The organism is Streptomyces sp. NBC_01788 (genome assembly GCF_035917575.1).
Classification (GTDB): Bacteria; Actinomycetota; Actinomycetes; order Streptomycetales; family Streptomycetaceae; genus Streptomyces.
This window is the reverse complement of sequence record NZ_CP109090.1, coordinates 585,910-600,534: the sequence shown is the minus strand read 5'-3', so window position 1 is coordinate 600,534 and position 14,625 is coordinate 585,910. Positions and strand designations below refer to the sequence as shown.

Here is a 14,625-nt window from a genome sequence, read left to right as displayed (position 1 = left end):
GGTCCGTACGGCGTGAAACAGCGCACCGCGTGCCGTGCCGTCAGTCCGTGCCGTCAGTCCGTGCCGTCAGTCCGTGCCGGCGGTCCGGAGGCGCTCCCGTTGCGGTACGACCGTGTACTTGGGGTCCTCCGCCGAGGCCACGCCCGCGTGGAACACGCCGAACCTGAGCGCGGCGGAGCCGGACAGCAGGGCCAGCCCGGCCGCCACGGCCAGAGCGCGGCCACCCCGGCGCCGCCCCGCGACCGCCGCCAGCGCGGTGCCGCCCGCCGTGAGCAGCTCCGCCGCCCGCAGCAGACGCCCGGCATCGCCCTGCCCGAACGGCTCGGCCGCCAGGCCCATCCGGCGCTTCATCAGCTGGAAGGCGCCCATCTCCAGTCCGGCCGCCAGCAGCGCCAAACGGTGCGCGGGTCCCGCCTGCTCCCCCGGCACGAAGGCCAGCGCCAGCCCGGCGGCCGCACTGGCGCCGGAACCGGCGAACACGAAGGGCATCTCCCGGTAGCCCTCGTGCCACGAGGGCACCGCCGTGTCGGAGATCAGTACGGCGGTGTACGTGGCGACCGCCGGACCCAGCACGGCGGCACCCGCCGTCGCACCGGCGCCCAGCAGGCGGTAGCGGCGGGCGACATCGGTGGCCGCGGCGACCACCGTCAGCGGCGCGTACCCGGCCAGCAGCCAGGAGCCCACGCTCATCGGCGAGGTGGGCTTGAAGACGCGCAGCATGTTGACGAAACGGGCGGGCCGCCCGAGGTCGTGCACGAGCGCGACCAGCGAGGCGGAGATCGCGCCCGCCGCGCCCAGCTTCGCCGTCCGGGCCAGCGCCGGCCGCCCCGTGGCCTGCGCCCCCGCCGCCAGCAGCGACGATCCCCCGGCGAGGCCGCCGAGGTAGAGGTAGCCGGCGATGTCGACGGACTTCCAGGTCGGCCTCTTCAGGACCGGTTTTCCGTAGTAGGAGGAGAACCGGGCCTCCGGGACCATCGACTGCTCGCCGCGTCCGCGGCGACGCCGGTGCCGCCCGTGCCCGGCCGCGTCGTCGGCCGGGGCGTCCCGGCCGGGCCGCGCCCCCTTCACACCCTCACGGGTGACGTCGGACTCGCTCATCGCGGCCTCCTGGCGAAAGCGGCGACGCCCAGAGCCGCGAGCGACACGGCCGCCGTCGCCGCGTGCTTCCACATCGAGGGCAGATCCCGGGTGGTGACCACCGGGTCGGGCGGCAGGCCGTACACCTCGGGCTCGTCGAGCAGCAGGAAGAACGCGCCGTCGCCGCCCACCCCGTCGTCCGGGCTCTCCCCGTACAGCCGGGCGTCGGTGACACCGGCTGAGTGGAGCTGCGCCACGCGCGTGGCCGCCCGTTCACGCAGCTCGTCCAGCGGGCCGAACTGGATGGAGTCGGTGGGGCACGACTTGGCGCAGGCCGGTTCCATGCCGACGCCGAGCCGGTCGTAGCACAGGGTGCACTTCCAGACCCGGCCGTCCTCCTTGCGCTGGTCGATGACCCCGTACGGGCATGCGGGCACGCAGTAGCCGCAGCCGTTGCACACGTCCTCCTGGACCACGACGGTCCCGAACTCGGTGCGGAACAGCGCACCGGTGGGACACACGTCGAGGCAGGCCGCGTGGGTGCAGTGCTTGCACACGTCGGACGACATCAGCCAGCGCAGCTCGGTCCGCCCTTCGGGCGACACCGGGGAGATCGCGTCGGCCGGCGCGCCCGCCGGGGCCGAGTCCGGCGCGGTGGAGGGCGTGGAACCGAGCTGCCGGGCCGCCTCGAACGCGTCGAAACCGCCGCCGCCCGCCTCCGGTTCCCGACCGCCGCCCAGCGGCCTGCGCTGCTCGATGAAGGCGACGTGCCGCCAGGTGCTGGCTCCGAGCCCCTGGGTGTTGTCGTAGGACATGCCGGTCAGTTCGAGGCCGTCCTCCGGCACGGCGTTCCACTCCTTGCACGCCACCTCGCAGGCCTTGCAGCCGATGCACACGGAGGTGTCGGTGAAGAAGCCCATCCGGGGCGGGGCGTCGGCGTATCCGGACGCCTGCGCCACGTTCGGCAGCGGCCCGAACAACAGGTTTCGTGCTTCCGACGGGTCGCCGCCCGCCGCGTTCAGCGCCGTCGTGTTGCCGTCGGTCATGTCCGGACCTCCTCGCTCAGCTCAGCGGGCAGGGCGATCGCTCGTCGACCGCGCCGACCATCCGCTCGGCGTGCGCGGGCGGCCGGGTCGATGCGTGCCCGTCAGCCACCGCCACGCCGTGCCCGCCTTTCTGCCGCCGCGTGAAGCCCGCACTACGGTGCTCATTTCGAGCCTGGCACGGGTGCCCGGACCGCGCGCGCCCAAAACCGTGCCCGCAGGACACCGCCGACCGGAGCACCGGCCCGCAGCGCGACGTACGGTGTTCGATTCGACGTGACCACGGTGGCCGTCCCTGACGTCCCTGCCGTCACGCGCTCAGGGTGGCGTCTGCCGGCGCCGGTGTGCGTTGTGCCACGCGACGGCGCGGCGGATCTCCGGCTCGTGCAGCCCCGTACGGCGGCCGAGCTCCTCCAGCGTGGTGACCTGGGTGCCGACGCCGAAAGCACGGACGATCTTCGCGGCCCACAGCTCCTCCGGCACGAAGTCACGGTGCCGGTACTCGTCCTGGACGGCCGCGAAGTGCGCGTCACCGCACGCGGTGACGCGGCGCATGCCGTCGAACCAGTCGTTGGTGGGATGGACGCAGGAGGAGTCGGGAACCCAACCGCGTACGGCATCGTCCTGCGGGAAGGTCGCGCCGCACAGGTCGCACAGCTCCAGCGGCAGGGGTTCGCCGGGCCGCCGTACGCGCCTACCGCGCTTCCACATCGCATCTCACTCCCCGCTACCGTGACTCAAGGCCCCGAGGAAGAGGGGTTGCCGCGGTCACCGTACGCCGAAACGTCCCGGTTCAACCGGACAGGTGACGCTGGATCCAGTCGGCGGCGGTCCTGCGGAAGGCGCGGCGGTTGTCCGCGCGCCGGAAGTCGTGGCCGTCGTCGCGCAGGACGAGGAGTTCCGCCTCCACCCCGCGTTCCCGGGCCGCTCGTACGAACTGCTCGGACTCGCCCGGCGGCACGTTGGTGTCGTGTTCACCGTGCACGGCCAGGACCGGCACGCGCAGCGCGTCGACGCGGCTCATCGGAGACAGCGCGCGCAGCAGCTCACGGTCGCGTTCCGGATGCCCGTACTTGTGCGCGGCCGACTGGGCCAGCCACGGCTCGGTGCCCGCGAAGAACGTCGTGAGGTCCGACATCCCGCAGACCGGGACGCCGGTGCGGAACAGCTCCGGATGCCACACGAGGGACGCCATCGTCAGATAGCCGCCGTAGGAGTGGCCCATCACGGCCAGCCGGAGCGGGTCGGCCAGGCCCTCCAGGAGGATGTGCGCCGCGCAGTCGGCGACGTCCTCGATCGCGGCGAACCTGCCTCTGCCCAGATCCGCGTCGACGAAGGAACGGCCGTAACCGGACGAGCCGCGCACGTCGGGGGCGAACACGTCCAGTCCCCGGCCCAGCAACTCGTGGTAGAGCGGGTCGAACACCGGGCGCTCCTGCTCCTCCGGGCCGCCGTGCAGATGCAGGACGCAGGGCGCGGGCTCCTGCGGCGAGCGGCCCGGTGCGCGGTAGTACCAGCCGCCGAGGCCCAGTCCGTCCCGGGCGACGGGACGCACCGGCACCGGCCGTACGGGACGGTGGACGCCGGGGGCGACGACGTCCTCGTCGCGCGAGGACCACGGGGTGCGCAGCGCGGCGCCCTGCGGGAGCCACCAGACCCCCGGCCGGCGCAGCGATCCCGACAGTGCCACGACGGGCGCGTCCGGGTCCGCGGTGACGGCCACACGGGTGACGACCTCGTGCGGGAGCGGTACGGCGCGGGACGGCCCGAGGGCCGTCCCGGGCACCGGGACCAGCGGGACCACCTCCAGCTCGCTGACCCCGCGCGCGTTCCAGGCCAGCACGGCGCCGCGGCCGTCGCGGTCCACGGCCAGCAACTCGAGGCCGCTCCCGTCGCGTTGGGCGGCCACCGTCAGGCCGAGGCGCCGTCCCCGCCGGTCGAGGGCGACCGCGTACAGGGCGGCGTGCTCACGGTCGTGGTCGCTGCGCAGCCACACCGTACGGGCGTCCGGCGCGAACGCGCCGATCCACGGGTCACCGTCGGCCACGGGCAGCGCGCAGGTCACCCGCAGATCCCGGGTGCGCACCACCAAGGCCTCCCGCCGGGCCCGCGGTCCCCGGCGCACCAGCGCCAGCCGCCCGTCCCTGCTGATGTCGCACACGCGCAGGGTGGCGGCGTCCGGCTCGCTCGCGACCAGTGCGGGGGCGGCCGAGCCGTCCGGATCGACCAGGTACGCCGACAGGGTCCGGGGCGTGGGTTCGGCCGGGGCCGTGCTGCCGTCGGCGGCGGAGACCGAGTCGACTCCGGTGACGCGAGTCGTCGGCGGCCCGGGCCGGGCCGGGGCGCCCAGGAGGGTGGCGCGGCCGTCGCGCGCGGTCCAGCCTTCCGGGTGGACCGTCGTTGCGGCGCCGGAGACGAGTACGCCGGCGGAGACGGCGCCCGCGCCGGCCTCGGCCCCGGCCGGGGCCGGAAAGTACGTGGGGGCCTCGGCGACCGTCACGGCGAGCGCCGAGCCGTCGCGCGTCCAGCAGCCGAGGTACGCCGAACTCCCCGGCTCGCCGCCCGCCAGGACCCGCCGCCCGGTGCCGTCGGGGCGTACGCACAACACGCGCGTGTGCTCGCTGCCGCCCGGAGCGGTGGTGTACGCGATCCACCGGCCGTCGGGCGACCAGGCGACCTCGGTCACCGGATCCGGCTCGGTGTCCAGCAGATGCACGTCGTCCCCGTCGACCGGGCCCGCCCACAACTGGGGCACCCCGCCCCGGTCGCAGATGAACGCGACGTTCCGCCCGTCGGGGTCGACGGAGGGGTACCAGCATCCGTGCGAGACGAGCAGCCGCGGCACCGCGTCGAGCGGCACCGCCGCGTCCGGCACCAGCACGACCTCGGGCGCGGCCTGCGCCCCGCCGCGCGCCACCTGTCCGGGAACGGCCGGCGCCGTCGGCGACGGCCCGGCGAGGCCTTCGCGCGCGTGTGGCGCCCACCCCGGCGACGGCGTGCGCACGTGACCCGCCCCGTACTCCGCGCCCGCGGTGCTTCCCTCCCCGGCGGTGCGGGGTGGGTCCACTCCGTGTTCCACCGGTTTCGTATGTGACCGCTGCGCCGCGTTCTCCGCCGCCACGGCCCGGCTGCTCCACGGGGCCGGCTCGCCGGCCCGGTCACCCCGCTCCTGGCCCGCCGAGCTCCCGGCCGGGCCGGACCCGGGGAGGTCCGTCCGGGTCCGCGTGCCGTCCGCGTTCCCGGGCGGGATCGCCCCGGGGGGCTCGCCGGTCAGTGGATTCCGTGGGTCTGCAGCCATATCTCCAGCAAAGCAACCTGCCACAGCGCGTTTGCCCCGCGCTTGGTGCGGTGGGCGTCGGGCGCGGCGAGCAACTCGTCGACGTAACTCTGGCGGAACAGGCCGCGGGCCCGCGCCTCGGGGGCGGAGAGGGCCTCGCGGACGCGGAGCAGCACCGGTGCGGCCATGTGCTTGATCGCCGGGACGGGGAAGTAGCCCTTGGGCCGGTCGACGACCTCCCGCGGCAGGACCTTGCGGCCCGCCGTCTTCAGGACGCCCTTGCCGCCGTCCGCGAGCTTGAGTCCGGGCGGGCAGGCGGCGGCCAGTTCGACCAGTTCGTGGTCGAGGAACGGCACGCGGGCCTCCAGACCCCAGTCCATGGTCATGTTGTCGACCCGCTTGACCGGGTCGTCGACCATCATCACGTGGGTGTCCAGCCGCAGATCCGCGTCCAGCGCGGTCTCGGCGCCCGGCACGGCCATGTGCGCCCGCACGAAGTCGCCGCAGACGTCGTGGCCGGGCAGCACCGAGGGGTCCAGCATGCGCGCGAGGTCTGCGTGCGGCCGGTCGAAGTACGTCTCGGCGTACGCGTCGGCCGCGCGGTGCCGGGGCACGTCCGCCATCGCCGGGTACCAGTGGTAGCCGGCGAAGACCTCGTCGGCGCCCTGGCCGCTCTGCACGACCTTGACCTCCTTGGCCACCTGCTCGGACAGCAGGTGGTAGGCGACCACGTCGTGGCTGGTCATGGGCTCGCTCATGGCCAGGACGGCACCTTCGAGGGCCTGCGAGACCCGGTCGGAGGGGACCATCAGCTGGTGGTGGTCGGTGCCGAAGTGCCGTGCCACCAGGTCGGAGTAGTGGAACTCGTCGCCCTCCTCGCCTGCCTCGGACTCGAAGCCGACGCTGAACGTGGCCAGGTCGCACTGCCCCTCGTCGGCCAGCAGCGCCACGATGAGGCTGGAGTCCAGGCCGCCCGACAGGAGCACGCCCACCGGAACGTCGGCGACCATCCGGCGCCGTACGGCCGTGCGCAGCGCCTGAAGGACCGCTTCCGTCCAGTCCTCGTCGCTCAGACCGGCGTACTCGGGTCGGCGCGTGTAGTCCGGCTGCCAGTAGCGGTGGTCGCGGTACGTGCCGTCCGGCTCGACCACCCGGACGGTGGCAGGCGGCAGCTTGCGCACGCCGTTGAGGACGGTGCGGGGCGCCGGCACGGTCGCGTGCCAGCTCAGGTACTGGTGCAGTGCGAAGGGGTCGATGGACGTGTCCACGCCGCCGGCCGCCAGCAGCGCGGGCAGCGAGGAGGCGAACCGGAGCCGTCCGGGAGACTCCGCGACGTACAGCGGCTTGATGCCCAGCCGGTCGCGGGCCAGGACCACCCGTCCGCTGTCCTGCTCGACGATCACGAAGGCGAACATGCCGGTGAAGTGCTCGACGCAGGAGGTGCCCCACTCCACGTACGCCTTCAGGATCACCTCGGTGTCGGACTCCGAGAAGAACTGATGGCCCCGCGAGGCCAGTTCGCGGCGCAGCTCGCGGTAGTTGTAGATGCATCCGTTGAACACGCCGACGACGCGCGCCCGGGGGTCGGCCATCGGCTGCGCGCCGCTGTCCGTCAGATCGATGATCTTCAGCCGCCGGTGGCCGAGGGCGACGGGCCCCTGCGACCACACCCCGCGGCCGTCCGGCCCGCGGGGCGCGAGCCGGTCGGTCATCCGCTCGACCGCGGCCAGGCCCGGCTGCCGGCCGTCGAACCGGACCTCGCCGCTGAGCCCGCACATCAGCCGGACCTCCCTTCCGCGGCGGCCTCATCGGCCGCCGCGGGGGTCTGCCGTCAGTGCCGGAGGCGCGGGGCAACCCGAGGGAGGCCGGCACGGCCGGGCAGTCGGCGGTGGCTGCGATGGCGGGTGCGGGTGACATGGCGCTGACCACTCTCCTGGGACGGTCTCGGGCGCCGCCGGTAAGGGCGGCACGCGGGTCGGGCCGGGACGAGAAGGGCCCGTCAGGTTCCGGCGCCGGCGGTCGGGCTGGGACGGGGGGCGCGGGCGGGGCGGGCGGGGCGGGCCGGTGGGACCGGGCGCGGCGCGGTGGCGCCGCGGGTCTCGGCGACCATGAGGTCGATGCTGGCGAGGAGGTCCTCCTCCTCGGCCGCCCGCCGCAGCCGGTGCGCGGCACTGCCGAAGGCCAGAGCCCGGGTGAGAAGTTCGTGCACGGCCTCCCGGTCGCCGGACGCCTCCAGCGCGGGACGGAGTCGTGTCGCCATGGCGCGCAGCACTTCGGGGGCGGGGGCCGGGCGCCGGGTGACCGGGTCGACCAGCGGGCCCTCCAGGCCCGAGCGGGCGGCTCGCCAGCCGGCGGCCCGCAGCCACTCGTGGTGGCCGTCGCACCGGCCGGTGTCCCCGCGGGCCAGCCGGTCGCAGGCGTCCTGGACCAGTGCCCGGAAGAGACCCGCGACCAGCACGACCGTCTCCACACGCGGACAGGCGTCGCAGATCCGCAGCTCCAGCGTGGGCTGGTGCGCGGAGGGCCGTACGTCGTGGTAGATCATGCCGGCGTCGGCGATGACGCCCGAGCGGATCAGCTCCTCCAGGGCGGCGTCGTAGGCGGCGGCGTCGGCGTAGCAGCCGGGTGGTCCGGCGGTCGGCCAGCGCTGCCAGAGCATCGTCCGCCAGCTCGCGTAACCGGTGTCCGCGCCGAGCCAGAACGGCGAACTGGCAGACAGCGCGAGCAGCGGCGGCAGCGACGGCGCGACCAGGCACATGGCGCGTACGGCGGTGTCCCGGTCCGGTATGTCGACGTGCACCTGCGCGCTGCAGATGAGCTGTTCGTCGGCGACCCTGCGGTAGTCGTCGGCCATGTGCCGGTAGCGGCGCCCGGCGGTGATGTTGCCGGAACCGACCCGTGCCAGTGGCACGGTGCCGGCGGCCACGGTCGCGAGGCCCAGCGAGGAGGCCGCCGTGTCCAGCAGCCGCCGCGACCGGGCCAGGTCCGCGAGGAGGGCGTCGAGGGTGTCGTGGACCGAGCTGTTGGCCTCCACGACGGACTGCTGGAGTTCGGCGGTGAAACCGGGTCCGCTCAGCCGGTCCAGTACGGCGCCGGCCCGCGGCACCAGCCGGCCGCTCTCCACGTCCAGCACGTGAAACTCTTCCTCTGCCCCGATGCGCAGCGTCACGTCACGTTCTCCCCTTGCCTGGGCGATCACCCGGCGCTCGAGCCCGGTCCCTCTGGGGACCCCGCGGCCCCGGGACCCCCGAGTGCCCAGACCGGCACCTTCGCAAGCGTCCCGGCCACGGACGAAAAATCCGTGGCCGGGGGGATCAGTCCCAGAGGGGATACGTCTCCACTCGTGCGGCGCCTTCCGGGCGGGCCGCCGGGAACTCCAGGCTCAGCCGGTTGAAGTGCCGCAGTTCCGGGCGCTTCTTCCAGGAAGCCGGACTGTCCAGCCGCACGATCACCGGGTAGTCGTGGAACCGTCCGGCCGCGCAGTAGGGCTTGCAGTCGTTGACGAGGTTGAAGCCCCTGGCCGTCGCGGACTGGTCGTTCCACTGCGACCACCGCAAGGCGGACAGGACGCTGTTGCCGTCACCGCAGGCGAGGATGAACGCGCCGGGCCGCTGCCGCGGCTTCGACAGACAGTCGACCAGCACCGGCTGCCCGTTCGTCCGTTTCTCGGCGTGCGGCGAGTCCGTGTTCCCGTGCGGGGCCGCCGGTGCGGCGGAGGCCGTACCCGCGCTCGCCGCGAGCAGCCCCGCGGCGCAGAACGCGACCGCTGTCCTCATTGTGTGTCTGCCCATGTCCGCTCCTGGCCGACGACGTCCTGGGTCCTTAAAGACGCTACGGCCGAGTCGGACGACGTACCACTCGTGCGGGGCTAGGGCGTACGCGTGTCGAGCGGGGGGTCCTCGTCCGCGCCCTGCTGGCAGGCCGCGCACAGTTCGTGGTCACCGTCATCGGTGACCACGGTTCCCCAGCCCAGGCAGGCCTCGCAGTCACGGGCCGGGCCCAGATCGGGGTGGGGAGGCGGGGTCGCGTTGTGGTCGGCTCCGTACGCCATACCGAGGCGGCTCCTTGGAAGCGGTGGTGGGGGGATGTAGACCATTTTGCCCTATTTCCTAAATCTGTCCAGACTCTTTCCTGGCTCTTGGAAATTACGAACGCACCGAGTTGACGGCGATGTTCAGATGGCGCGGGCCGCGCAGCACCGCGTTCCGCCGGTAGGGCGGCGGGTCCTCCACCAGGCGGGGGTTGTCCAGGCGGCGGGCCAGCTCGGCCAGCGCGAGCTGCGCCTCCCGCCGGGCCAGCGGCGCGCCGAAGCAGATGTGGATGCCGCTGCCGAAGCCGAGGTGCTCGATGTCCTCGCGGTCGGGATCGAACCGGTCGGGATCCGCGAACCGCTCCGGGTCCCGGTTGCCCGCGGCGAGCATCAGCCAGATCCGCGCGCCCTTGGGAATCGTGACCCCGCGCAGGTCGATGTCGGCGACACAGGTGCGCTGCGGCACCAGCTGCACCGGAGGCTCGTAACGCAGCAGTTCCTCGACGATCCTGACGGACAGTCCCGGATCCTCGCGCAGCCGGTGCAGATACTCCGGGTGGCGCAGCAGGGTGAGCATCCCGTTGGTGATGAGGTTGACCGTCGTCTCGTGGCCCGCGATCAGCAGCAGCACCGCCGTGCTGAGCACCTCCATCATCGACATGGTCCCGTCCGTGCCGTGACTGGCCGCGAGGTCGGACAGCAGGTCGTCGCGCGGCTCCTTGGTGCGCTGCTCGACCAGACCGGCCAGGTACATGCCGAGCTGCATCCGGGCCTCCTGCGAGGCGCGCTGGAAGTCGTCGTCGGTGCGCTGCCGGGTCTCCGGGTCCAGGGCGGCGACGATCGGGTCCACCCAGGTGCGAAAGCGCGGCTCGTCCTCGCGCGGCACCCCGAGCAGCCGGCAGATCACCGTCACCGGGAAGGGATAGGCGAACTGGTCGACGAGGTCGATCTGCCGCGCGTCGCCGAAGCCGTCGATGAGCTCGGTGACGATCCCGCCGAGTTCCCCGCTCATGGAGTCGATACGGTCGGGCCGGTGCGGCGGGCCGAAGGAGCTGTTGGCGATCCGCCGCAGCCGGTCGTGCTCGGGCGGATCGAGCCTGATGAAGCTCGGCGGCAGCCCCGTGGCCTCCGGTCCCGACAGCTCGTCCGCGCCGGCGGCGATGAGGTTGGTGGCGTCCGAGCTGACCCGCGGGTCGTGGAGCAGCCCGAGGATGTCGTAGTACGAGCTGACGGCGTAGGGGCCGTCCTCCTCCTCGTGCAGCACCGGCGTCCTGCGCAGCTCCTCGTAGAGCGGATACGGGTCGGCGCGGTTGGCGTAGTCGGTGATCCGTTGCAGGAGCGGGCCGTTCGTCATGTCGGGTCCTTGGCGCGTGGAGGTCCGGAGATCCGGGATCCGGGGGGTGGGGCGCCGGCTCAGTGACGGGCCGGCGTGAAGACCAGTTGCCGGTCGGCCGGGGAGTAACCGCTGAGGGTCACGGTCGGGCCGTGCGTCGGCAGCGACGGGTCGGGGAAGTCGGCCGGCACCGGCTTGCGGCCCTCGGGCCTGCGGTCCACCGTCGGGAACTCCACCGGGAACGGCGCGCCCGTCTCGATCAGCCGCTGGTAGAACTCCAGCCACCGCGTGTTGTCGAAGCTCACGGCGGCGATCACGCGGCCCTGATAGCCGTACACCCCGACGAACCGCCGCTCGGTCAGCGACCCCTGGGTGATCATGACCTCCTCGCCCATGGACGGTACGCCGACCGACTTGATGTTCACGCCGAACTGCGAGGACCAGAAGGCGGGCACCCACATGTGCGGACGCCGGTCGGCGCCGGCGCTGATCATGTTGTGCGCGGCCACCTCGGCCTGGGCGACGGCGTTGCCCCAGTGCTCCAGGGACAGGAACTGGTAGCCGAACAGCGGATGCGGGGAGCGGGCGACGTCGCCGGCGACGTAGATGTCGTCGGTGACGATGCCGCGGAAGTCGAAGGCCCGGCAGCCCGCGTCGCAGGCGATGCCGCGCGGTCCCGCACCCAGCCCCGAACCCGCCAGCCAGCCGGTGTTGCGGCTCGCGCCCAGCGAGACCACGACCACGTCGGTCTCGACGGAACTTCCGTCGGACAGGTGCGCGACCCGCACCCGGCCCGTGGTGTCCCCCTCCAGACCGGTCACCATGATCCCGGTGCGCAGGTCCACCCCGTTCTCCCGGTGCAGCTCCGCCGCCACCGCGCCGATCACCCCGCCGAGCGCGCCCACCAGGGGCGCGTCGGCCCGCTCCGCGACCGTGACCGCGATGCCCTGGTCCCGGCAGGCCGAGGCGATCTCCGATCCGGTGAAGCCGGCCCCGATGACCAGCACCCGCCGAGGCGGGCCCTTCATCCGCCGGTGCAGACGGACCGCGTCGTCCCGGGTGCGCAGCACGAACACCCCGTCCAGCTGGGCCTCTTCCTCCTTCGGCCAGGGCCGGGAGTGCACACCGGTCGCGATCAGCAGCCGGTCGTAGGGCACCTCCTCGCCGTCGGCCAGCCGCACCCGCCTGGCCGCCATGTCGAGACCGGCCGCCGCGACGCCGAGCCGCCAGGTCGCGTCGATGTCCCGGCGCCGGGGCAGCTCGGTGTGGTCCGGGGACGCCTTGCCGAGCAGCACCGCCTTGGACAGCGGAGGACGGTCGTACGGCTCGTGGGGCTCGTCACCGATCATGGTGAGCGATCCGGCGAACCCCTCGGCGCGCAGCGTCTCGGCAGCCCGCAGGCCCGCCAGCGAGGCACCCACGATCACGATCCGGCCCTCTTGTCTGAGCCACTCGTGGAACGCCTCAGCGGGCATCGGAGGCCCCCCGCCCGGCGCCGACGAGCTCCTCGCCCGTCCCGGGCAGTCCCTCGGCGGTGATCGCCTGCACCGGGCACGCCGCGACGGCGCGCGCGACCTTCTCCCGCTGCTCCGCGCCGGGCCGCGGGTTGTAGACCAGCGACTCCTCGCCGTGCATGGTGAACACGCCCGGCGCGAGGAACGCGCACTGCGCGTATCCCTGGCACTTGTTGAGATCGACGACAAGCCTCATTGGCGACCCGCCCTTCCGGCGGCCAGGTCCTCGGGACCCACCCGCTCGGCGGTCACCCTCGGACGGCGGTCATCCCACGCCAGGATCGAAGCCCCGGTGCCCTCCCCGCGCGCCGGGACCCGCCGATGGGGTGACGCCGGCCGCGGGGCGAACGGGCCAGGACGGGCCGCGGCCCGTCCGGAGCTCACCCGGCCTCCGCGGCGCCGCCGGGAGCCGCCTCACCGGGCCGCCCCGGTGCCGGGTCGTGCTCGGCGACCGCCGGTCACCCAGACAGCGACGGCGAGCACGCGAAGACGGCCGCCATCCGCATGGCGTACCCGGTCATCAGCGGGTACGCGACGCGGATGGCGGCCGAAGTCCCGGGCGGCGGGCCCGTCCGGCCGCGCGCGGTGTCCGCGGCGGCCGCTCGGGCCCGTCGGTCACTTGAGATAGCCGAGGATGGTCATCATTCCCGATTCGGAGTGGTACTGGTTGTGGCAGTGGAGCATCCACAGCCCCGGGTTGTCGGCGTAGAAGTCCACCACCAGCTTGTTCTGCGGCAGCACGATCGCGGTGTCCTTGCGGGGGCCGAGGCCGTCCGGGCCGACGAGGGCGAAGGTGTGGCCGTGCAGGTGCAGCGGGTGCCACATGCCGGTGCGGTTGTGGAACGTGATCCGGACCCGCTCGCCCTGGCGGACCGGATGGCGCTGCTCGACCGAGTACGGCCGGCGGTCGAAGCTCCAGTCGTACCACTTCATGTTGCCGGTCAGCTTGATGTCGATCTCGCGGTCCGGCTCCTCGTCGGGGAACGTCACCGAGTCGTCGGCGGTCAGCTGGTGGGCCATCAGGAGGCGCCCGTCCAGCTCGTCGATGTGGACGGAGGGCGGGGGCAGGTCCCTCGACCTTCCGGTGTTCAGCACGGCGAGGGCGCGCGCGTCCTTGCCCTCGGCGAGCGCGACCAGCGGGAACACTCCGTCCTCGGCGGTGATGACGACGTCGTACCGCTCCGCCATGCCGATGAGCAGCGAGTCCGTCGTGATGTGATCGACCGGGTAGCCGTCCGTGTGCGTCACCGTCATCTCGTGGTCGCCCAGCGCGACCCGGTAGGCGGTGTCGGCGCTCGCGTTGATGAACCGCACCCGGATGCGGTCGCCGGGACGGGCCCGGAAGACCGAGGGATCGTGCGGGACGCAGCCGTTGATCAGGTAGTACGGGTAGTCGACGTTGCCGCCCATGCCCTGCAGGATGCGGCTGAGCCCGGCCCGCAGCATGCGGTCGGGGCCGTGGGACGAGCCCTGCGGGGCCGAATGCCCGCCGTGACCCCCGTGGCCCATGTCCATGCCGCCCATGTGCATGCCGCGGGGAACGGGACCCTTGACCTTCTGTAGCTGCGCGAGCACCTTCTCCGGAGTGGAGCCGCCCAGGCCGTCCACCCAGTCGTCCAGGACGACCACCCACTCCCTGTCGTACGACAGGGGCTCCCTGGGGTCGTCGATGATCAGTGGTGCGTACAGACCGCGGTCCAGCTGCATGCCCTCGTGCGAGTGCAGCAGGTAGGTGCCGGGGTGGGACACGACGAAGCGGTAGTTGAACTCCGAGCCGGGCCTGATGGACCTCTGGGTCAGGTCCGGCACGCCGTCCATGTCGCAGCGCAGCCGCACACCGTGCGAGTGCAGTGTCGTTCCCACCGGCAGGCGGTTGCGAAGCGTGATGTCGAGGATGTCACCCGCGGTGGCCCGGACCAGCTCGCCGGGGATCCCGTCGCCGTACGCCCAGGTCTTCACGGTCTTGCCGGACAGGTCGAACGACGTTGGGCGGGCGGTGAACCTGTACTTGCGCACCGGCCCGCGCCCGCGCCGGTGTTCGGCGGCCAGGACCTCCCGGTCGGACGGGTTCACGTACCCCTTGGGTCCCTTGGGAACGAACGGGCGGAAGCCGTCGACGGCCCCGGGGCCCCGCGCGGACCCCGAGCTCTGCCCCGAGCCCGGCGCGGACCCCGAGTGCGGGCCGGGCTCCGCGCGGGAGCCGGCTCCGGAGCAGGCGGTCAGGAGTCCCGAAGCGGCAGCCGTGACCGAGGCACTGAGCAAGGTGCGCCGCGAGTATGTGTCCATGAGTCGAATAACACACGTTTTGCAGCGATATGTGGGAGAACTGACACGGCGCGTCTGGCGATCTC

At 73.2% G+C, this 14,625-nt stretch carries 12 protein-coding genes; all 12 read right to left on the bottom strand.

Translation table 11 applies throughout. The features are described from left to right. Positions 1 to 66: 66 nt before the first annotated feature. Positions 67 to 1,098 carry an NrfD/PsrC family molybdoenzyme membrane anchor subunit gene (nrfD, locus tag OIE49_RS02915; protein WP_326800918.1) on the bottom strand — a complete coding sequence of 344 codons (1,032 nt, stop codon included), beginning with the start codon at positions 1,096 to 1,098 and terminating at the stop codon, positions 67 to 69. Next, the gene (locus OIE49_RS02910; RefSeq protein WP_326800917.1) at positions 1,095 to 2,123 is read right to left on the bottom strand and encodes a 4Fe-4S dicluster domain-containing protein; all 1,029 of its coding nucleotides are present in this window, start codon (positions 2,121 to 2,123) and stop codon (positions 1,095 to 1,097) included. Before OIE49_RS02910 ends, nrfD begins: the two co-directional genes overlap by 4 nt. A gap of 315 nt (positions 2,124 to 2,438) precedes the next feature. Next, complete coding sequence (locus OIE49_RS02905; RefSeq protein ID WP_326800916.1) at positions 2,439 to 2,831, bottom strand: hypothetical protein; 393 nt, start codon at positions 2,829 to 2,831, stop codon at positions 2,439 to 2,441. A gap of 82 nt (positions 2,832 to 2,913) precedes the next feature. Next, positions 2,914 to 5,187, bottom strand: a complete 2,274-nt coding sequence (locus tag OIE49_RS02900; RefSeq protein ID WP_442812201.1) for a S9 family peptidase — start codon at positions 5,185 to 5,187, stop codon at positions 2,914 to 2,916. A 203-nt stretch (positions 5,188 to 5,390) separates the two neighbouring features. After that, positions 5,391 to 7,175: an N-acetylglutaminylglutamine amidotransferase gene (locus tag OIE49_RS02895; RefSeq protein ID WP_326800915.1), complete on the bottom strand. Its 1,785-nt coding sequence runs from the start codon at positions 7,173 to 7,175 to the stop codon at positions 5,391 to 5,393. A 221-nt stretch (positions 7,176 to 7,396) separates the two neighbouring features. Then, complete coding sequence (locus OIE49_RS02890) at positions 7,397 to 8,566, bottom strand: carboxylate-amine ligase (RefSeq protein WP_326800914.1); 1,170 nt, start codon at positions 8,564 to 8,566, stop codon at positions 7,397 to 7,399. Between the two features lie 145 nt (positions 8,567 to 8,711). Beyond that, complete coding sequence (locus OIE49_RS02885) at positions 8,712 to 9,188, bottom strand: hypothetical protein (protein ID WP_326800913.1); 477 nt, start codon at positions 9,186 to 9,188, stop codon at positions 8,712 to 8,714. A gap of 77 nt (positions 9,189 to 9,265) precedes the next feature. Continuing rightward, positions 9,266 to 9,448, bottom strand: coding sequence for a hypothetical protein (locus OIE49_RS02880; RefSeq protein ID WP_326800912.1), 183 nt, complete (start codon positions 9,446 to 9,448; stop codon positions 9,266 to 9,268). A gap of 94 nt (positions 9,449 to 9,542) precedes the next feature. Further along, positions 9,543 to 10,781 carry a cytochrome P450 gene (locus OIE49_RS02875; RefSeq protein ID WP_326800911.1) on the bottom strand — a complete coding sequence of 413 codons (1,239 nt, stop codon included), beginning with the start codon at positions 10,779 to 10,781 and terminating at the stop codon, positions 9,543 to 9,545. Between the two features lie 59 nt (positions 10,782 to 10,840). After that, the gene (locus tag OIE49_RS02870) at positions 10,841 to 12,235 is read right to left on the bottom strand and encodes an NAD(P)/FAD-dependent oxidoreductase (RefSeq protein ID WP_326800910.1); all 1,395 of its coding nucleotides are present in this window, start codon (positions 12,233 to 12,235) and stop codon (positions 10,841 to 10,843) included. Further along, positions 12,225 to 12,470 (bottom strand): ferredoxin, encoded by a 246-nt coding sequence (locus tag OIE49_RS02865; protein ID WP_326800909.1) that lies wholly within the window; start codon positions 12,468 to 12,470, stop codon positions 12,225 to 12,227. Before OIE49_RS02865 ends, OIE49_RS02870 begins: the two co-directional genes overlap by 11 nt. Positions 12,471 to 12,889: 419 nt before the next feature. Beyond that, positions 12,890 to 14,560 (bottom strand): multicopper oxidase family protein, encoded by a 1,671-nt coding sequence (locus OIE49_RS02860; RefSeq protein ID WP_100571825.1) that lies wholly within the window; start codon positions 14,558 to 14,560, stop codon positions 12,890 to 12,892. Positions 14,561 to 14,625 lie beyond the last annotated feature (65 nt).